Origin of the sequence: Pseudoalteromonas sp. Scap25, assembly GCF_013394125.1 — a bacterium.
GTDB lineage: Bacteria > Pseudomonadota > Gammaproteobacteria > Enterobacterales > Alteromonadaceae > Pseudoalteromonas.
The window spans coordinates 2,047,674-2,067,677 of record NZ_CP041327.1 but is presented as its reverse complement, the minus strand read 5'-3'; the positions used below and the strand labels follow the sequence as shown (position 1 = coordinate 2,067,677).

Here is a 20,004-nt window from a genome sequence, read left to right as displayed (position 1 = left end):
CTGGTGGTTTATATAATAATCCGCTGATTGTTATATTCTTTACAGGATTAACCCCAGCCATTTAATTTGCTACAATCGGGGCTCTTTGACTAATTTTTATAAGGTATGCAGGTGGTAAACCTAGGTCAGTTGTTTGGCGAGCTAAAAACGTGCTTAAAAAAAGATCAATTCAGTTTTAAAAAACGTCTTCACGGCGTTAAAAAAATCACCGACGAGGCAAAGCTTACCAGTGCGCTTGAAAAAATTGCGACTGATATCAGTCGTAGTCAAACGCTGCGAGAGCAGCGCTTAGCTGGGCTACCTAAAGTTACTTACCCTGAGCAGTTACCGGTTAGTCAAAAAAAAGACACCATTAAAGAGGCCATTGCTAATAATCAAGTGGTGATCATTGCTGGTGAAACTGGCTCAGGCAAAACCACACAAATACCTAAAATGTGTTTAGAGCTAGGCCGAGGCGTTGAGGGCTACATTGGCCATACACAACCAAGGCGTTTAGCAGCACGCAGTGTTGCCAACCGTATCGCAGAAGAAATGCAATGCGAGCTTGGCCAGCAGGTCGGTTTTAAAATTCGTTTTAGCGATCAGGTATCTAATAACAGTTACATCAAACTGATGACCGACGGTATTTTATTAGCTGAAATACAACAAGACCGATTTTTAAATCAATACGACACTATTATTATTGATGAAGCGCATGAACGTAGCTTAAACATTGATTTTATTTTAGGTTATCTTAAAAATTTACTCCCTAAGCGCCCCGATTTAAAAGTTATTATTACCTCAGCAACTATCGACCCTGAGCGCTTTTCTAAGCATTTTGATGATGCACCTATTATTGAAGTATCAGGAAGAACGTTTCCAGTTGATGTACGCTATAACCCAATTAGTGATATTCAAAAAGAAGATATGGAAGCCGAAGGCGACCAACTTCAGGGGATTTTTGATGCGGTAGATGAACTTTGCGCCGAAGGTCCTGGCGATATACTGATCTTTTTGAATGGTGAGCGAGAAATACGCGATACCGCTGATGCACTAAGCAAGCGTAATTTAAAACACACTGATGTATTACCTTTGTATTCAAGGCTATCGAACGCTGAGCAAAACCGCATTTTTGCGCCGCATTCGCGCCGCCATATTATACTCTCTACCAACGTCGCTGAAACATCGCTAACAGTACCTGGTATTCGTTATGTTATTGACCCGGGTACAGCGCGAATTAGTCGTTATAGTTATCGCACAAAAGTGCAACGTTTACCTATAGAGCCTATTTCGCAAGCCAGTGCTAATCAGCGAATGGGGCGTTGTGGACGTGTTGAAGCGGGTATTTGTATTCGTTTATATTCAGAAGATGACTTTTTATCGCGTCCTGAATTTACTGACCCTGAAATATTACGTACTAATTTAGCATCAGTTATTTTGCAAATGTTAGCCCTTGGGCTGGGTGATATGGCGCAATTTCCTTTTGTGCAAGCTCCAGATAGCCGAAATATTAATGATGGTTTAACATTGCTTGAAGAGCTACAAGCAGTAAAAGCGGCTAAGCGTCATCAAAAAACCAGCCTAACACAATCTGGGCGGGAGCTAAGTCGTTTGCCGGTTGACCCGCGTTTAGCAAAAATGGTGTTAACTGCGCATAAACTGGGTGCATTGCGTGAGGTGATAGTTATTGTTGCCGCGCTCTCAATTCAAGATCCCCGCGAGCGACCACAAGAAAAACGCCAAGCCGCAAATGAAAAACATGGTCGCTTTGACGATCCTGATTCTGACTTTATCGCCTTTTTAAACCTGTGGAATTATTTAGAAGAGCAGCAAAGTGAGCTGACTAACAGCCAGTTTAGAAAGTTATGTCAAAAAGACTTTTTAGCCTATATGCGTATTCGTGAATGGCAAGATATCGTTTATCAAATCAGCACTGTGTGCAATGAAATGAAAATGAAAGCCACCACTAATGTTGCAGACAGCGAGCTTATTCACAAAGCACTTTTAAGTGGCATGCTCAGTCACATCGGTTTTAAAGACGAAAAGCAGCTATATAAAGGTGCGCGTAATAGCCAATTTCATATTTTCCCAGGCTCAGGATTATTTAAAAAGAGTCCAAAATGGATGATGTCGGCTGAGTTGGTGGAAACCAGTAAACTCTATGCTCGTATTAATGCCAAAATTGATGTGAACTGGGTAGAACCATTCGCTCAGCATTTAGTAAAACGCAGCTACACAGAGCCTCATTGGGAGAAAAAACCCGGTGCGGTCATTGCCTTTGAGCAACAAACTTTGTATGGCTTATTAATTGTTAATAAGCGCCGCTGTGTTTACAGCAATATTGACCCAAAAGTAAGCCGTGAGTTATTTATTCGCACAGCGCTGGTTGAACAAGAGCTGGGGCTCAATGAAGGATTTTTACAATATAACCGCGAATTAATTGAAGATATTCAAGTGCTCGAGAACAAATCTCGTAGGCGCGATATTTTAGTTGATGAACAAACCTTATTTGAGTTTTACGAGAAAAAAATACCGAACGATATTAATAATCGTGCTGCGTTTATTAAGTGGTATAAAACACAAAAACAGCAAGACAAACACTACCTGCACATGACGCGAGAAGAGCTCATGCAGCATGGTGCAAGTAGCATTACTGAATTTGATTATCCAGATACATGGCAACAAGATAACTTAATGCTGCCGCTTACTTATCATTTTGATCCAGGCCAAGCAGTTGATGGTGTTGCTGTACAAATACCGGTTGCGCTATTAAACCAAGTTCAAGAAAGTGGTTTTGATTGGCATATACCGGCATTTCGTCATGAGCTAATTTGTGGGTTAATCAAGTCATTGCCAAAGTCACTTCGCCGTAACTTTGTCCCTGCGCCTAATTATGCCGACGCGGTTTTAGCGGCCATAGAGCCTCTACAAGGCTCGTTAATCGACTCACTAAGTAATCGGTTATTGCGCATGACTGGCGTGCGAGTCGACCCTGAGGCGTGGGATTTAACAGCCCTTGCTCCTCATTTAAGATTGCAGTTTGAAGTACGTGATGAAAACGACCAACTTCTTGCCCGTGGGCTCGATTTAGCTAAGCTTAAAGCGCAGCTTCAAGGCAAAGTGACAGACACCTTATCTAAAGTGGCCGACAAAGGCATAGAAAAAACCGATTTAATCCAGTGGGATTTTGGTGAGTTACCAACATCGTATGTGAAAAAGCAAGGTCAATACGAAATTAAAGCCTACCCAGCACTAGTGGATAAAAAATCAACGGCCGCAGTAGAGCTATTCGATAACGAAATAAAAGCGCAATTAGCGCACCAGCAAGGTTTACGTCGTTTAGTACTTTTAAACGTGCCATCACCAATTAAATACCTGCAGCAAAACCTACCAAACAAAGCTAAATTAGGATTGTACTTTAATCCTTTTGGTAAAATTGCCGATTTAATTGATGACTGCATTGCATCAGGCGTTGACAGCCTATTAGTTAAATATGGTGACATTCGTACAAGTGAGGCATTTGAAACGGTTAAAGAGCATATTCGCGGCGAGTTAGGCGATACCGTTGTGGCCATTGCTACACAGGTTGAGCAAGTGCTGAGTATTGCGCATGCACTGCATAAAAAAATGAAAGGGCGTGTAGATTTAACCATGATCACCGCTCATGGGGATATTAAGTCTCAGCTAGAATCACTTATTTTTAAAGGCTTTGTCAGTCAACATGGGGCAGACAAACTCGGCGATTTAATTCGTTATTTAAAAGCGATTCAAAAACGCCTAGAAAAACTACCTGTTGACCCAAATCGTGATAGATTATGTGTGTTAGAGCTTGAAAAAGTAGCGCAAGAATATAAAAAACTAACGAATAAAACACCTAAAGGAATGCCATTGCCTACTGATGTTGAGGCTATTTTTTGGATGCAGCAAGAATTACGCGTATCCTTATTCGCACAAACCTTAGGTACGCCTTATCCAATTTCAGCAAAACGTGTGTTAAATGCGATAAAAGAAATTGAATAATCTCTTTATTCTCTATTAAGCTAAGTAAGTTAACAGAGGGACTAACTTGAGAAGGAAATGACATACCTATGTCCTCATTAATAAAACACAAAGCGCGACAGTTGTTAGTGGTTGATGATGAGTATTTCAATTTTGAAATACTCAAAGCAGGGTTAGCATCAATATTTGATTTGAGCTATGCTGACTCAGGTAAAAGTTGTTTAGCATCTGCGATTGCAAATCCGCCCGATATTATTTTGCTTGATGTGTGTATGCCAGGACTCGATGGTTATGATACGTGTCGCATACTTAAACACACGCCAGAGACAAAAAACATTCCGGTGGTTATGATATCTGGACTTGAGTCGGAGCTTGAACAACAAGCTGGCTTTGACGCAGGGTGTGATGCTTACGTTGTAAAACCTTTTTCTATCGCTGTACTACGAGAAAAAATTAATAATATTGTGTAGAGGGAATTATGTTTACTGAAGATAAGCGAAACTATAGACGTATGCAGGTTAACACGCCAGCGAAGTTAACCTCAATAGAGCCTGTTGCTGGGCTCAGTTACACTGGCACCTGCCTTGATTTAAGTGCAACGGGTCTTTCATTACAACTCGATGATTTGTTAGAGCTTAACTCAATTTTATCGGTTGATATTGCATCAACACATCCGAGCATTGCACCGTTAAAAGCCACCGTTAAGGTAATACGTGCCAGCACAGAAGAGGATGGCACGATAACCGCAGGGCTTGAAATTGTAGAGTTTAACTAACTACTTAATTAGTTTTTAGTAAACCTTACAAATAAGCCCTTTAAGGTAAAAACCTTCAGGATAGCTGCCTGCAATAGGGTGGTCAGCTGCTTGATTTAAGCGCTCCATGATCAGTAAATCCTTACCTGCATCAAGGGCTGCATCTGCGACTACTTTTTGAAACAAGTTTTGTTCCATTAAACCAGAGCATGAGAATGTTAGCAAAGTGCCGCCGGGCTTTAAAATTTGCATCGCAATCATATTGATGTCCTTGTAACCGCGACACGCCCCAGTTAACTGCGCCTTGTTATCGGCAAATTTAGGCGGGTCCATAACGATCGTATCAAACATCACCCCGTCTTCACGGTATTGGCGTAATAATTTAAAGACATCTTGTTTTACAAAGTCGACTTTATTTAAATCAAGGTTGTTATGCTCAACATTGCGCTTCGCTGTATCAAGTGCTGGTTGTGAAACATCAACATTGGTTACATGTTTACAGCCACCGCGCAGGGCATAAAGAGAAAACGTTCCCGTATAACTAAAGCAATTTAATACGGTTTTATCTTTTGAAAAACGCTCCAGTGCAGCACGGCTATCTCGTTGATCTAAATAAAAACCAGTTTTATGGCCTTCTAGAATATCAACTTCAATTTTTAAACCATTTTCTTCAATTATGACAGGTGCAGTGGGTTCACTCCCCCAAAGTACGCCCTTAATAGGCTCTAGCCCTTCTTTGGTTCGAACATCTACATCTGAGCGCTCATAAATAGTAGAGCCTGGGAAAATAGCCATTAAAGCACCAACAATCTCACCTTTATGACGTTCTGCGCCTGCGCTTAGTAATTGACACACAATTACATTATCAAACTTATCTATGGTAATACCGGGTAAGTAGTCTGATTCTGCTGCACATAACCTAAAGCCGGTAAGTCCACCTTCTTCAATTGCATGGCTGCGAGCTTCTAAAGCACGGCGAAGACGACGCTCAAAAAAATGTTGATCAATCACTTCTTTTTCGTCAAAGCTCCAAACACGAGCACGTATTTGTGAATGAGGACTGTAAGCTGCGGTGGCTAAAAATTTACCCTCACTGTCGTGTATGGTTACCGTGTCACCTAATCCAGGTTTACCTTTAATTTTTTTGATGGCTTTAGAAAATAACCAAGGGTGTTTTCTTTTTAATGATTTATCGCGACCAGCTTGCAGGTAAACGGCAGATGACATAAGGCTTCTCTGTAGTAATAAATAAGCGCTGTATTTTAGTCAAGGCTCGCGCAACATACAATGAATGTTTTGCAAGGGGCTTATAAATCGCGGTAAAGTAGCCATTATTAACTCGTTTAAATAGATTTTTGGAAATTCGGTGGACAATTCAGCTCTTAGCCCCTCATTACAGCAACTTAATCAGCAATGCAGAGACTTTATTACATCCTTAGTACATGCGGATGTTGCCCATGATATTACCCATATTGAACGGGTAGTGCGTGTTGCTGTGCAGCTATGTATAGCAGAGCAGGCTGATATGGCGATTGTATTGCCTGCAGCTTGGTTGCATGATTGTGTTGCAGTGGCTAAAAATCACCCAGATAGAGCAAGGGCATCAACAATGGCCGCGGATAAAGCGATTAACTTTTTAGCGTCTATTGGCTATGATGACGCGCTATTTGATGATATTCACCATGCCATTGCCGCACATAGTTTTAGCGCCAATATTGCTATTAAAACGGTTGAAGCACAGATTGTACAAGATGCTGACAGAATGGATGCCTTGGGTGCTATTGGCGTAAGCCGTTGTATGAAAGTAGGCGGCTCTATTAGTCGATTATTATACAACCCCGATGATCCATTTTGTTTAAACCGAGAAGCTGACGATAAAAAGTACACCCTAGATCATTTTTTTATTAAATTACTGCATATTGCCCAGAGTATGAATACTCCTTCTGCAAAAGCCGAAGCACAAAGACGCACTGCATACATGCACGACTTTTTAGCTCAGCTTAAGTCTGAAATTGGTGAACAACGCGATGACACCTAAACTTTCGGGAATTGATCATTGTCATTTAAATGTTCAAAGCCTCAACCAAGCTATTGAGTGGTATGAAAAGGTGCTTGGTTTTACCGTAGTAGAGGAGTTAGCCTTTTGGAATGAAGAGGGAAAAGGTCCTTTAACACTTGAAGATGAAAGCGCTACTACACGATTGGCTTTATTTGAAGGCGATGGGCGTAGTAAAGGAATCGCTTTTGCTGCAACTGGGGAGCAATTTGTTATTTGGCTTAAGCATCTTAAGCAGCATCAAGTGAAAACCATATTGGCTGATCATGGCGTGACTTTTTCTATGTATTTTAAAGACAATAGTGGTAATAGCCATGAAATCACTTCTCATGATTATAATGTCATAAAAGTGCAACTCGAGAGCTAGCGGCTTTGTTTAGTAAAACTTCAACAGTTAAAATAGCCAAGGGTAGATTTATGATCCATCGTTTAGCCTATTTAGTATCGAGCAATATTAAAACGATACCTACTAACTGGTTTTTTCTCCTACGAATTAACTTATTAAGCTAATAGAGAAAGTTTTATTTTATAATAACTTATAGGCACTTTAGATTGTTAGATTATACGTTAAGAAGAAGCCGTCGGCGAAAAACAGTGGCTATTAAAGTCGCACAACGAGAACTTACTGTGTATGCGCCCCATTTTGTAACGAAAACACAAATTAACGAATGGCTGTTGAGTAAACAGGGCTGGATTGATGCTCAGTTACATAAGCAACAAATTCAAGCCGATACACGACAGTTTCCACTTAAAACCAATAGCATTAAATTATTTAATGAAGCTGTTAATGTGCAATTTGAAAACGCAGCACGCACTCAATGGCAGCAGCACAATGAAAGCCAAACACTGTTACTGAGTCTTTCTTCACGTGTGAAGCATCGAACGCAAATGTATCAAAGTTTGCTAGAGCAGTTTTTGCATGAGAAATTAGAAAGCTATATTGAAATGCGAGTTAACTACTATTGTCAGCTGATGGGTGAAAAGCTACCGAGTAATATTCGTATTCAATTGTATAAGCGTCGCTGGGGCAGTTGTAACCGCAGGCGTGAGCTTACCTTTAATTTACACCTTGCAAGCGCACCCACCTGGGTAATTGACTACGTGATTGTGCATGAGTTAGCGCATTTAAAGTATTTAAATCACAGTGCACAATTTTGGCATCGTGTAGGTTTATTTTATTCAGAATACAAAAAAGCAAGCGCTTGGTTAAATAAGCATGGGATGAGTTTACAATGGGTTTTTGAATAATTAGAACATAAAACGAGGTAGTAAAGAGAAGTGGTGGAGGGAGCTGGATTCGAACCAGCGAAGGCTGAGCCGTCAGATTTACAGTCTGATCCCTTTGGCCGCTCGGGAACCCCTCCACACTAATTTTTATTGCATTTGGCCCCACTTAACTTAGCCTAAGAAAAGTGGTGGAGGGAGCTGGATTCGAACCAGCGAAGGCTGAGCCGTCAGATTTACAGTCTGATCCCTTTGGCCGCTCGGGAACCCCTCCAATGCAACGCGGCAGATAATAGCAAACTTCTTATTTAAGTAAAGAAAAAAGCTAAAGAAAATTCAAATTTAGCCGATAAATACTTATTAATTAGTTAAATAGGCTAAAGTCTATGCAGATTGGTGATTTGTTAATCACAGAGAGTCAATTAAAAACACGACTCAATAAAAGTGTGCATGAAAGCCGTCGGGGTGAATTTGCTCTTTTATTAGCAATGCTATCTCATGATGCGCTCGATTTTAGTGAGTTTCACTTACCTAAAAGTGATGCAAGTGGTTATCAAGCTGATGAAGAGACCTTGCGTAAACACTTAGGTGCGGGCCCAAAGCAGCCATTGGCGCCTGAGAGTTTTAATATGTTAATTGGCAAAAATAACACGGAACTTTTAGCAAAAATGGGAAGCGCCGAAGGGATGAGTGAGATAAAGTTAACTCAGTGCTTAAAACCTGAGCCATTTAATATTCGTGATGATAAAAACCACATTCCACTTAACGTAATTGATAACTGTGAATTAGCGGTACGTCGACGAATTCAAAATACCAACACCGAGCTATCAAACCCTCAAATGGATGCGGTGGCATTTTATGATGATTTACAAAATGATGCCCTCCACCAGCCATTACATTTGTTTAGTGCCTAATTGAATTTTATTAAATGCTATTTTTTAGGCGCCATTGGATTGTAATAAACCGTGTTTATATTAGTGGTTTTATAGGTGCTTTATGTTAATAACAGATTTAATATAAAAAAAGCATCCAAAATTTAAATGCAATTGCTATAATGGCGCAAATGGTATGACATTAAATGCCATTATCATTAAACCAAGGTAATTAGGAACGTAATGAAGAAAACATTCACGCTGAATCATGAGAAAATCAAATACCCTCGTATGGTTGATGCTGCAAAGCATGAAGTGAAAAAATATTTGAAAAGAGAACGTAATAAAACTTTACCTGTTGATGCCGACTACTGGGCATTCGATTGTAAGTTTGGTAACACGGCTGAAGAAGCCCAAGTTGTTCACGTTGCTGAAATTAACAATCACATCAGTGAAATTGAAAAGCAAGGTTTAACCTCTTTCTACTTAGAGATTTTAGCAAGACCTGCACAGCGTCAAGACTTCGATGAAGATGATGACGAATAAAGCGCTAAGTTGCGTTTAGTGTAGTTTTTGAAAATGGGCCAAGTGGCCCATTTTTTGTGGTTGTTACTTATACACTATGACACTTTTTATACTTTTTATTACTGCCGCAAGGACAAGTATCATTGCGTTTCACTTTGATATCAGCAACCGGTGTGATCTCACCATCAAGGTATCGCCACTGTTCATCTTCTTTAATAAATCTTGAATGCTCAGCCAGCTCGCAATACAAGTCTTGGTAAAAGTAATGGGCTTTAAACTTTACAAACCCTGTTTCATCATTATAACCAGAATCTAATACGGTTAAGTTTATAAAGCGGCAACTAGTTGCAAAGTCCTTAATTTCTGATAGTGAGTTTTCAGCTTGCTTTTCTTTTGCGTAACTTTCACGAACAAAAGCCGCTTTTTTAACCGCATATGCACTGTAGCGAGCACGCATAAGTTGCTCAGGTGTTTGTGGCTGTTTGGTTTTTAAATGAAAAGGTTCACAGCAATCAGCATAAAGTTGCTGACTGCCACAAAAACATAGTAGGGCGTTAGAGGTCATAATAAATGTACTGTGTATTAAAACGCTAGTTTACCAAGCTTATTGCGTTAGTGAAATCTCAGCTTGAGCGCTTTTTTTGCTAAAGCAATACAGCTTAGTGCGTGTATGGCTCAGGTTTAATGATAACTGTGATAGTTGCTGATTATTTATTATGTCGGTCCAGGTGATCACCGCTGCAAAATTTCCATTGTGAAGTGCAGAACTTAAAACATACTCTATATTAACTAAATGTTTTTGGCGTATAACTAATAATTTACTGGTATCAATTGAACATGAATCAAGTAACGCTTTACTAGGTACATGGTCTGGCGCAATTAAAAGTGTCCATGCATTTAAGCTATTGTATTGGTGTAATACTTTTAATAATTCAAACGTCGCTGAAATCTCATCTTCAATTTGTACAACGTTAACACAATCAGATTGGTCATCTTGTTGGTAGCTCTTAACTGTTCTTACGGTAATAGGCTGTAACATAATCGTCTCACTCACTGGGTTTTTATACAGTACATGTATACAGTAGTTTATACAGTTGTTTGGTGCAAGTGTTTTTTGCTATTTTTTTGTACAGTTATTCAGCTGAGCACGATAATGAAACTATTTAAAAATAAATAGTTCATATATAACAATAGATTATAATTTTTGGGGATGAATACTTTTGACGGTAGCTTTTTAATCTATAACTAAATAAATCTTGAAATGCATGAGGTATACAGTAGTTTAAAAAATTAAGCGTTGTTGCATTTAACTTATAAAACGCTTAATTAATTTACAGATGGAATGAGTTACTAGGTAGTAAAACTATTTTTCGTGACTTATAGGGATCAAATGTGAAAATTGTAACTGATGAATTTGTTCATATAAGCTGGCGGCATAACACTGGGCGTCTTTAAGTCGTTTGGTACTAATGTGTTTGCGTATATCGCTCATTGCCTCTATTGCTGGCTCATATCCTTGGCTACTAGCTAAGCTGAGCCACGCAGCCCCATGAAATACACTTTGTGGCACACCTTGGCCTTTAATGAAAAATAGCCCTAAGTAAAACTGTGCACGATAGTTTCCTGCCATTGCTGCTAAACGCATCCATTTTGCGGCTAAGGCGCCTTGTTCATTTTTAAGGTAATAAAGAGCTTTATTTAATGTGTCTTGATCGGTGTTTTTAGAGCTCGCAGGGGGATTTGCATCGCTTGGTTGCGTTACAAAAGAAAGAATGTTGTCTAATTGTTGCTCTAAGTCTTGGCCACTTGGTGTCGTTTTGATCATGCTACTTCGTTTGTTATTTTAATCACTTAGCTAGTTTAGTATATAGCAAGGTAAAATGTCCTGTAAAAAGTTATTTTTATGCTAAAATCTCGCCACTTTTTACAACCACAAGTTTATTATGCTCGAAGCCTTATTCAAAATCCGTGCAAATGATTCTTCGGTTCGCCGTGAATGTATTGCCGGTATGACTACATTTATTACGATGGTTTATATCGTATTCGTTAACCCAGCTATGCTTGCAGAAGCAGGCATGGACCAAGGTGCTGCCTTTGTTGCAACCTGTATTGCCGCTGCAATAGGGTGTTTTATTATGGGGTTGTGGGCCAATTATCCATTGGCATTGGCACCGGGTATGGGATTAAATGCATTTTTTACCTATGGCGTGGTGTTAGGTATGGGCTATAGCTGGCAAGCAGCGCTGGGCGCGGTGTTTATGTCAGGGTGTATATTTTTAATATTAAGCTTATTTAAGGTGCGAGAGTGGATTATTAATGCAATCCCCCTGGTGCTCAAACAAGCAATAGCAACCGGTATTGGTGCATTTTTAGCGCTTATTGCACTAAAAAGTGCTGGTATTATTGTATCAAGCCCAGCAACACTTGTGCAGCTAGGCGATATAACGTCACCGGGTCCGCTATTAGCTATTTTTAGTTTTTTTATTATTGCGGCATTACTTTATCGCGATTTTAAAAGCGGTGTATTAATTAGTATTTTACTCGTTACCGCGATTGCAGTGTCGATGGGGTTAGTTGAATATCATGGTGTTGTTGCAATGCCACCTTCAATAATGCCAACTTTTATGCAACTTGATTTTAGTGCTGCTTTTGAACTGTCTATGTTGAGTGTTATTTTTGCGTTTCTATTTGTTGATTTATTTGATACCTCAGGTACGTTGGTAGCGGTTACTCAAAAAGCGGGCCTAGCAGATAAAAACGGCAATATGCCGCGCTTGGGTCGCGCATTAAGCGCTGACAGCACTGCAACCATTGCCGGTGCAATGCTAGGTACTTCAACAACAACGTCTTACATAGAATCTGTAGCAGGGGTATCAGTGGGGGGGCGAACGGGCTTAACGGCTGTAGTTGTAGGTTGCTGCTTTTTATTAATGATGTTTTTTGCACCTTTGGCACAAATGGTACCAGCATACGCAACAGCAGGGGCAATCTTATATGTATCTGTTCTAATGCTACAAAACTTAAAGTTTGTAAACTGGGATGATATGACCGATGCAATTCCAGTGAGTGTTGTATTGTTAATGACTCCATTGACCTTTTCAATTGCACACGGTATTGCACTGGGTTTTATTTCTTATACAGCAGTTAAAGTACTGTGTGGTAAAAAAGATCAGGTAAGTATTAGTGTTTGGATTTTAACGGCACTGTTTATTATTAAGTTTGCATTTTTATCTTAATGCTTTTGTTAAATAGCTAGATTTAGTTTGGGTATGTAAATTTATATAGTGACTAAATTTCAGTTATAAAAAAGCCCATACAGTTGTATGGGCTTTTTTATTAGATAATGAATTACCATTTCTTTTTCGGTGCAAACAGTACGTCTAAATCATCTTGCTCTTGTTCGTTCTTTTTCTTCAATGATGTAGCGTTTGATGCCTTTAATTCAGTGCTTATTGTTTCTAGATAGCCTTCAACTTCAACTCGTTTTGCAGTAATGTAATCATCATTAAATGACACACTGTTTAGCGTCGTCGATGCTTTTTCAAAGTACTGCCTAGCAGAGCCAACCATACCGGCTGTTTGAGCTGCTAGACCACGTTTTATCTGGCTTTCAATGTTGATTCTTAGTTGTAGCTTCTCAAGGCGTTTGTCTTCTGCAATAAACGCTTGGCTGTCAACTTTCCCCTTGTTGTGCTCAGAACGGATAATAGTACGGAGCTTTTTTATACCCTGTATTAGTGATATCAGTTGCTTGTCATTACCTGGCAAAACAAAACCATCCGAGCCGTCTTGAATCGGATTTTGTAGTCGCTCTTTTGCTTCTTTTAAGCGGTTTTTTAGTCCGCTACCACCGCTTGAAATAGACACCATATTACTTAGCGCATCATGAATACGACGTTGTAATATTCGCTGAGTTGCTTCTGAAAGAGGGATATTTGCGCTATTCATTAACGCCTCTTCAGTTTCTTCAATGATAGCTTTTTGTTTTGTTAGCTCTTTACGTCGTTCAGCTTCTTGTTTTTCTTTGTGTTGTTGAACAGCACTAACCCACAGTGCAATGACGATAAGCGCAACAATTAATACAATTATAATGGAAACGATCATGTTATAATTCTCAAATTCTTAACCTTATTATCTAATCTTACATTAAATATATAAAAGGTGGGAAACTTTGCGCCGATTAACTAAAAAAAACACCATGCATAAAGCGTTTAAATCTTAATGTGTTATGTTTTGTTTGCTGATAATCATTGCTATCTCAACTTTATTTATTGTGTTAACCTGAAATTTCAATAAATTAATTGTTACATTGTGTAACCTTAATCAGCCTTTATATAGTTACCTATTAATTAGGGTGCGCTTTTATCTGTCAATGTGAATTATAACGAAACTACATAGCCATGAAATTACAACAACTTAGATATATCGTAGAAGTTCAAAATCATAAATTAAATGTTTCAGCTACCGCTGAGAGTTTATTTACCTCCCAGCCTGGTATTTCTAAGCAAGTACGTATGTTAGAAGATGAACTAGGTGTACAAATTTTTGGCCGTAGTGGTAAACATTTAACTCACGTTACAGGTGCTGGCGAAGAAATCATTAACATATCGCGAGAAATACTCTCAAAAGTTGAGGGCATTAAAGCGGTTGCTAATGAACATACGCTGCCCGATCAAGGTAAACTTAATATTGCGACTACGCACACCCAAGCACGTTATGCGTTACCAAGCGTAATTCAAGGCTTTACCCAAAAATACCCAGCAGTGTCACTGCATATGCACCAAGGTACGCCGCAGCAAATATCGGATGCAGCTGCGCGCGGTGATGCAGATTTTGCGATTGCTACTGAAGCACTGCACTTATATTCAGATTTAGTTATGTTGCCTTGTTATCACTGGAATCGCAGTATTGTGGTTGCTAAAGATCACCCCCTTGCGAAAAAAGTCGATAACTTAACGGTGGCAGATATAGCGCAGTATCCTTTGATCACTTATGTATTTGGTTTTACTGGTCGCTCAGAGCTTGATAAAGCATTTAACGCCTATGGGCTTGAGCCGCATATTGTATTTACCGCCACCGATGCCGATGTTATTAAAACGTATGTGCGCCTGGGATTAGGTGTCGGTGTGGTTGCATCTATGGCAATTGACCAGGTAAACGACAGCGACTTAGTGTGCATTGATGCTAGCCATTTATTTGAAGCAAGCACCACTAAGATTGGTTTTAGAAAAGGTAGCTTTTTACGTACCTACATGTATGACTTTATCGAACGTTTTGCACCGCATTTAACCAAAGAGCGAGTAGAGCGAGCAAGTTTGCTGCGTAATCAAGACGATGTTGATAAATTATTTGCTGATATCGAATTGCCAGTTAAATAACCGCCATAAACAGTAATGAAAAAGCCGCTTAGTTTTGCAACTAAGCGGCTTTTTTTATGCTATCTAATTAGCACTCGATAATGTTAACCGCTAATCCACCGCGAGCGGTTTCTTTGTATTTTGTTTTCATATCGTTACCGGTATCGAGCATGGTTTTAATTACTTTATCAAGCGATACTTTTTGTTCTCCACTACCGCGAATAGCAAGACGAGAAGCATTAATTGCTTTAATAGCGCCCATTGCATTACGCTCAATACAAGGTACCTGCACTAAGCCGCCCACTGGATCGCAGGTCAATCCTAAGTTATGTTCCATGCCAATTTCAGCGGCATTTTCTACGTGTACCACGTTACCACCAACAATTTCAGTCAGCGCACCAGCAGCCATTGAACAGGCAACACCAACTTCACCTTGGCAACCCACTTCAGCACCTGAAATAGAGGCATTTTTTTTGTATAAAATACCAATAGCGGCCGCGGTTAATAAATACCGAGTAGCAATGTCGCGATCAACTTCTTTGATAAAAGTATGATAGTACATTAATACGGCTGGTAGGATACCAGCTGCACCATTTGTTGGTGCAGTAACCACACGACCGCCTGCTGCATTTTCTTCATTCACTGCTAATGCGAATAAATCAACCCAATCCATAGCACGAAGTGGATCGTTACTCACTTCTACATTGAGCTTTAAATATAAGCTTGGTGCACGGCGTTTTACTTTCAAACCACCAGGTAAAATACCTTCGGTACGCATACCACGTTCAATACAGGCTTTCATTACTTGCCAAATATTAAATAATTCATCTTTTATGGCTTCTTCACTGCGTAAGGTTTTTTCGTTTTTCATCATTAACGTTGATACGCTGTAACCCGACTCTTTACACATTTCGAGTAATTCTTTAGCCGTTCCAAACGGGAACGGGGCAGGGTTTTCTTCGCGAATATCTAAGGCCGCTTGTTTTTCTTTTTCAAACTCTTCATCTGTAACAATAAACCCGCCACCAATAGAGTAGTAAACTTTGCTATATACTTTTTCGCCATTGTTATAGGCAATAATTTCCATTGCGTTGGAATGTTTAGGGAGTGTTTTTCTACGATGAAAAACAATAGCGCCTTGTTTAGGGAATTTAGCTTTATGAGTTTGGTTTAGATAAATAACCTGCTCATTTTCTATTTTTGCTAAAATATCGTCCACTAAATCGGCATCAATGGTTTCAGGGTCATAACCGGCTAGGCCAAGGATCACTGCTTTTCCCGAACCATGACCAACACCTGTTTGCCCCAGTGAGCCGTAAAGCTCTACTTTTACATCGGTTACATTTGCTAATAGTTGTTGCTCATCTAGGTCATTAACAAATAAGCGTGATGCACGCATTGGGCCGACGGTATGTGACGATGAGGGGCCAATACCAATGCTAAACATGTCAAATGCACTGATCATAATGTGTGTCTCTACTTAGTTTTCTCAGCATTAAGCTGTTCTTTGAACGGTCGACTATAATAACGTGGAAATGCAGGTGTGTAACCCTTATTAGCAAAGATTTAAACTGGTATGGCGAGTTGTTTTGTAAAGTTTTTAATAATGCTGGCTGTGGCACCCCACAAAAGCCCGTGAGGAGTGATAAAGCCATTTAAAGTTAGGGCTTTTCCATTACGTTCAAAGGGGATTGGTTGCCAATTAGCTTCGTTGTTCAGTGCTTTTATAGAGAGTAAAAAGCTGGCTTGTACTTCGTTATGATCGTTCTCCCATACCGTTTCTTTTTTAATTAAGCCCACAAAAGGACGTATAGTAAATCCAGTAAGGGTAGAGTATTCCGGCAGCTGGCCTAAAACTTGAACATTATGCGGGGGAATGTTTAGCTCCTCATGTAATTCACGCAGTGCCGTAGTGCGCAGGTTAACATCATTAATTTCAAATTTACCACCCGGTAAACAAATCTCCCCAGGGTGGTGATGTAAATAGGTTGGCCGCTTACACAATAAAACATGTGCTTCGTTATCTATATCAATCAAAGGTAGCATCACTGCACTGGCGCGCTTTTTTTTATTATCTTTGAGCTGATCCACGGCTAAACTGCGGTTTAATTGAAAACGAGCCGAAATGGTTTCACTATTCAAAGCGACCTTCATTTAATATAGGGAGTATTTTATTTACTTTATCGTATGTTTCTTGATATTCCAATTCGACTTTTGAATCAGCAACAATGCCACCGCCAGCCCAACAATGTATTTGCTGATGATGAGTAACTAAAGTTCGAATGGTAATACTGGTATCCATATTACCGCAGGCGCTAATATAGCCAATAGAGCCACAATAAATACTGCGTCTGTGTGGCTCCAGCTCTTCTATTATTTCCATTGCGCGCACTTTTGGTGCCCCGGTAATAGACCCTCCAGGGAATGCAGCTTCAAGTTGATCGACTGCTGTTTTTCCTTCATCAAGGATGGATGTAACTGTACTTACCAAATGGTGTACTGCCGGAAAGCTTTCAATAGCAAATAAAGAAGGTACAACAACAGAGCCCGGTTTTGCGACTTTACCTAAATCATTTCGTAGCAGGTCTACTATCATTACATTTTCAGCGCGGTCTTTACTGGAATTTTCCAGAAGTGTGGCTTGTTTTGCATCTTCTAAAGCATCGGCTTTACGTGGTAGCGTGCCTTTAATAGGTTTTGTTTCTACCTTGTTGTCGTGCACTGCAATAAAACGCTCGGGTGATATTGATAAAATAGCGCCTTGCGGATGATTTATAAAACTAGAAAAAGGCGCTTTATTGGCCTGCGTTAATTTAACATAAGCCGCCCAAGGAGACCCTTGGTAATGTGCGCTAAAACGCTGCGCTAGGTTAATTTGATAACAATCACCACTTTTTAAGTATTCTTCAATCGCTGCAAACTTTTCGCTATAACTCCTCTGACTCATATTTGACTGCCACTGTGATGTAAGCGAAAAGCTTTCGTGCTTAGGTGGTTGCGTTAAATATTGCTGATACAACCAGAGACGATTTACATTGGGCTGCGAAACATAAAACCAAGTATCCAGTTGTTTATCGTAAATCAGTGCATCAAGGTAAAGTCCAACGGCCATTTGTGGTAAATCAATATCGTTTAAAGCACTGCTTGGCAGTTGCTCTATGGTACGCCCTAAGTCATAACCAAAATAACCAAGCCAGCCACCGTTAAAGGGTAAATTGTGGGCGGCTTTTGTTGTATCAAGCTTAGCTAATTCATCGTTCATTATTTCAAAGCAGCTTTTAGCACTCGCTTGGTTATTAAAAACGGTTAGATTATTTTTAACTTCCAGAGTGCTTTGAGGCTCAATAGCAATTATGTCAAAACGACTGTTAATGTGATCGCTATCACCCGAATCTAGCAAAATGGCGTAGGGCAAATGAGCAAAATGCGAAAATACCTCTATACAATTTTGTGATATGGCTAATTCAACACAATTTTTTTTATTGTTTAGCATTTAGTATCCCTTTAAGAACTGGCTCGAAACGGGCTGGGAGGGTATCATAAGTCAAATTTATTTGGCAGCGTTTAGTGAGCGCTGTGGTTGAAAACAGTTCGAACCACCGTCACGGGTTTGATATCGCTTACGTGCAGCGTGCGTAACAACAACTTAAGGAACCACTATGAGTACAATTCGTCAGCAAGACTTTATTGATAGCATTGAAGATGCCTTGCAATACATCTCGTTTTATCATCCTCTTGATTTTGTTCAAGCGCTAGAAAAAGCGTATAACAAAGAGCAAAGCAAAGCCGCTAAAGATGCGATTGCACAAATCTTAATTAACTCGCGTATGTCGGCAGAAGGTAAGCGCCCGCTGTGTCAGGATACTGGGATCATCACCTGTTTCGTAAAAGTAGGTATGGATGTTAATTGGGATAAAACCGACTTAACAGTACAACAAATGGTAGATGAGGGGACGCGTCGTGCGTACTTAAATCCAGATAACCCATTGCGTGCATCGATTGTTGCCGACCCTGCGGGAACACGTAAAAATACTAAAGATAATACGCCATCAGTTGTACACATTGACTTAGTTGCAGGCGATAAAGTTGAGGTGATGGTGGCTGCTAAGGGTGGTGGCTCAGAGAACAAAAGTAAAATGGTGATGTTAAACCCATCTGACGATGTGGCCGAGTGGGTAGAAAAAACGTTACCAACAATGGGGGCGGGTTGGTGTCCACCAGGTATGCTAGGCATAGGTATTGGTGGCACTGCAGAAAAAGCAGCGGTAATGGCGAAAGAATCATTAATGGATCCGGTTGATATTCATGAACTCATTGAGCGCGGCGCAGAAACAACAGAAGAAAAGCTGCGTTTAGAAATTTTTGAACGTGCGAATAAATTAGGTATTGGTGCGCAAGGTCTTGGCGGTTTAACCACGGTTGTTGATATTAAAATTAAAACGGCGCCAACTCACGCGGCTTCAAAGCCAGTGGTTATGATCCCAAATTGTGCTGCTACGCGCCACGTTCACTTTACGCTTGATGGTTCAGGCCCTGCGAATTTAAAAGCACCTAAATTAGAAGACTGGCCAGAAGTGACTTTCGAAGTCGGTGAGGGCACACGCCGTGTTAATTTAGATACCCTGACTAAAGAAGACACTAAAGAATGGAAAATGGGTGAAACCGTTTTACTCTCAGGTACTATTTTAACGGGTCGAGATGCTGCTCATAAGCGTCTGCAAGATATGATCAACTCAGGGGAAGGTTTACCTGAAGGTGTTGATTTTGATAACAAGTTTATTTACTACGTTGGTCCTGTGGATGCAGTAGGCGATGAAGCAGTAGGTCCTGCAGGCCCGACAACGGCTACTCGTATGGACAAATTTACTGACATGATGTTAGAAAAAACAGGCATCGTGGGAATGATTGGTAAAGCTGAACGTGGCCCTGCAACGGTTGAGTCTATTAAAAAGCATCAGTCAGTGTATTTAATGGCTGTAGGCGGTGCGGCTTATCTAGTATCTAAAGCAATTAAAAAAGCACGTGTTGTTGCCTTTGAAGATTTAGGTATGGAAGCTATCTACGAATTTGAAGTAGAAGATATGCCAGTAACGGTAGCCGTTGACAGCGAAGGTGAAAATGCTCACACCCAAGGTCCTGCAATTTGGAAAGCAAAAATTGAAGAACTAGACAGTAAAATGAAGTAAGTTTTCTGTATAAACAGCAATCATAAAAGCGAGCACCCCGTGCTCGTTTTTT

The 20,004-nt window shown here is 40.0% G+C and carries 19 protein-coding genes and 2 tRNA genes; 11 read left to right on the top strand and 10 right to left on the bottom strand.

From position 1 onward, the window contains the following. Nucleotides 1-111: 111 nt before the first annotated feature. The 3 genes from hrpA (at nucleotide 112) to FLM54_RS09460 (ending at nucleotide 4,753) form a co-directional block, all read left to right on the top strand. A complete protein-coding gene (gene hrpA, locus FLM54_RS09470) occupies nucleotides 112-3,999 on the top strand; it encodes an ATP-dependent RNA helicase HrpA (protein WP_178956250.1) in 3,888 nt (1,295 codons plus the stop codon). 68 nt (nucleotides 4,000-4,067) lie between these two features. Next, nucleotides 4,068-4,448: a two-component system response regulator gene (locus FLM54_RS09465; RefSeq protein WP_178956249.1), complete on the top strand. Its 381-nt coding sequence runs from the start codon at nucleotides 4,068-4,070 to the stop codon at nucleotides 4,446-4,448. Nucleotides 4,449-4,456: 8 nt separating this feature from the next. After that, nucleotides 4,457-4,753 carry a PilZ domain-containing protein gene (locus tag FLM54_RS09460; protein ID WP_010388503.1) on the top strand — a complete coding sequence of 99 codons (297 nt, stop codon included), beginning with the start codon at nucleotides 4,457-4,459 and terminating at the stop codon, nucleotides 4,751-4,753. Between the two features lie 15 nt (nucleotides 4,754-4,768). Here the strand turns inward: FLM54_RS09460 and FLM54_RS09455 are convergent, their stop codons facing one another. After that, complete coding sequence (locus tag FLM54_RS09455) at nucleotides 4,769-5,959, bottom strand: class I SAM-dependent methyltransferase (protein WP_024601131.1); 1,191 nt, start codon at nucleotides 5,957-5,959, stop codon at nucleotides 4,769-4,771. Nucleotides 5,960-6,098: 139 nt separating this feature from the next. On the opposite strand from FLM54_RS09455, the gene FLM54_RS09450 reads away from it, so the two are divergent. The 3 genes from FLM54_RS09450 (at nucleotide 6,099) to FLM54_RS09440 (ending at nucleotide 8,036) form a co-directional block, all read left to right on the top strand. Continuing rightward, the gene (locus FLM54_RS09450) at nucleotides 6,099-6,770 is read left to right on the top strand and encodes an HD domain-containing protein (RefSeq protein WP_010388506.1); all 672 of its coding nucleotides are present in this window, start codon (nucleotides 6,099-6,101) and stop codon (nucleotides 6,768-6,770) included. After that, nucleotides 6,760-7,155 carry a VOC family protein gene (locus FLM54_RS09445; protein ID WP_178956248.1) on the top strand — a complete coding sequence of 132 codons (396 nt, stop codon included), beginning with the start codon at nucleotides 6,760-6,762 and terminating at the stop codon, nucleotides 7,153-7,155. Before FLM54_RS09450 ends, FLM54_RS09445 begins: the two co-directional genes overlap by 11 nt. 185 nt (nucleotides 7,156-7,340) lie before the next feature. Then, nucleotides 7,341-8,036, top strand: coding sequence for a M48 family metallopeptidase (locus tag FLM54_RS09440; RefSeq protein WP_178956247.1), 696 nt, complete (start codon nucleotides 7,341-7,343; stop codon nucleotides 8,034-8,036). Between the two features lie 31 nt (nucleotides 8,037-8,067). On the opposite strand, the gene FLM54_RS09435 is transcribed toward FLM54_RS09440, so the two are convergent. Both FLM54_RS09435 and FLM54_RS09430 read right to left on the bottom strand, forming a co-directional pair. Next, a tRNA-Tyr gene (locus FLM54_RS09435) sits at nucleotides 8,068-8,152 on the bottom strand. A 49-nt stretch (nucleotides 8,153-8,201) separates the two neighbouring features. Further along, nucleotides 8,202-8,286, bottom strand: a tRNA-Tyr gene (locus FLM54_RS09430). A 112-nt stretch (nucleotides 8,287-8,398) separates the two neighbouring features. Here FLM54_RS09430 and FLM54_RS09425 point away from each other — a divergent pair. Together FLM54_RS09425 and FLM54_RS09420 are read left to right on the top strand one after the other, a co-directional pair. Further along, nucleotides 8,399-8,926, top strand: a complete 528-nt coding sequence (locus tag FLM54_RS09425) for a VC2046/SO_2500 family protein (protein WP_178956246.1) — start codon at nucleotides 8,399-8,401, stop codon at nucleotides 8,924-8,926. 201 nt (nucleotides 8,927-9,127) lie between these two features. Then, nucleotides 9,128-9,430 (top strand): DUF6172 family protein, encoded by a 303-nt coding sequence (locus FLM54_RS09420; RefSeq protein ID WP_010388513.1) that lies wholly within the window; start codon nucleotides 9,128-9,130, stop codon nucleotides 9,428-9,430. Nucleotides 9,431-9,497: 67 nt separating this feature from the next. Here FLM54_RS09420 and FLM54_RS09415 read toward each other — a convergent pair whose 3' ends face one another. The 3 genes from FLM54_RS09415 to FLM54_RS09405 form a co-directional block, all read right to left on the bottom strand. Further along, nucleotides 9,498-9,974 carry a YchJ family protein gene (locus FLM54_RS09415; RefSeq protein ID WP_178956245.1) on the bottom strand — a complete coding sequence of 159 codons (477 nt, stop codon included), beginning with the start codon at nucleotides 9,972-9,974 and terminating at the stop codon, nucleotides 9,498-9,500. Nucleotides 9,975-10,013: 39 nt separating this feature from the next. Next, nucleotides 10,014-10,448: a SulA-like leucine-rich domain-containing protein gene (locus FLM54_RS09410; RefSeq protein ID WP_010388516.1), complete on the bottom strand. Its 435-nt coding sequence runs from the start codon at nucleotides 10,446-10,448 to the stop codon at nucleotides 10,014-10,016. A 324-nt stretch (nucleotides 10,449-10,772) separates the two neighbouring features. Then, a complete protein-coding gene (locus tag FLM54_RS09405) occupies nucleotides 10,773-11,234 on the bottom strand; it encodes a tetratricopeptide repeat protein (protein WP_010388519.1) in 462 nt (153 codons plus the stop codon). A gap of 118 nt (nucleotides 11,235-11,352) precedes the next feature. Here FLM54_RS09405 and FLM54_RS09400 point away from each other — a divergent pair, with 118 nt between their 5' ends. After that, entirely contained in the window at nucleotides 11,353-12,645 is a 1,293-nt protein-coding gene (locus FLM54_RS09400) for an NCS2 family permease (RefSeq protein WP_054201141.1), read from the top strand. A gap of 112 nt (nucleotides 12,646-12,757) precedes the next feature. Here FLM54_RS09400 and FLM54_RS09395 read toward each other — a convergent pair whose 3' ends face one another. Continuing rightward, a complete protein-coding gene (locus tag FLM54_RS09395; protein WP_075169051.1) occupies nucleotides 12,758-13,513 on the bottom strand; it encodes a hypothetical protein in 756 nt (251 codons plus the stop codon). 296 nt (nucleotides 13,514-13,809) lie between these two features. Between FLM54_RS09395 and cysB the strand changes: the two genes are divergently transcribed. Continuing rightward, nucleotides 13,810-14,787, top strand: a complete 978-nt coding sequence (cysB, locus tag FLM54_RS09390; protein WP_054201139.1) for an HTH-type transcriptional regulator CysB — start codon at nucleotides 13,810-13,812, stop codon at nucleotides 14,785-14,787. 67 nt (nucleotides 14,788-14,854) lie between these two features. On the opposite strand, the gene FLM54_RS09385 is transcribed toward cysB, so the two are convergent. The 3 genes from FLM54_RS09385 to pabB form a co-directional block, all read right to left on the bottom strand. After that, a complete protein-coding gene (locus FLM54_RS09385) occupies nucleotides 14,855-16,231 on the bottom strand; it encodes an L-serine ammonia-lyase (protein ID WP_054201138.1) in 1,377 nt (458 codons plus the stop codon). 101 nt (nucleotides 16,232-16,332) lie between these two features. Beyond that, complete coding sequence (locus tag FLM54_RS09380) at nucleotides 16,333-16,908, bottom strand: NUDIX hydrolase (protein WP_054201137.1); 576 nt, start codon at nucleotides 16,906-16,908, stop codon at nucleotides 16,333-16,335. Continuing rightward, on the bottom strand, nucleotides 16,901-18,259 hold the full coding sequence (pabB, locus tag FLM54_RS09375; protein ID WP_178956244.1) for an aminodeoxychorismate synthase component I: 1,359 nt from the start codon (nucleotides 18,257-18,259) through the stop codon (nucleotides 16,901-16,903). The genes FLM54_RS09380 and pabB overlap by 8 nt, the downstream gene beginning before the upstream one ends. 166 nt (nucleotides 18,260-18,425) lie before the next feature. Between pabB and FLM54_RS09370 the strand changes: the two genes are divergently transcribed. Then, nucleotides 18,426-19,952: a fumarate hydratase gene (locus FLM54_RS09370; protein WP_010388533.1), complete on the top strand. Its 1,527-nt coding sequence runs from the start codon at nucleotides 18,426-18,428 to the stop codon at nucleotides 19,950-19,952. Nucleotides 19,953-20,004: the final 52 nt, after the last annotated feature.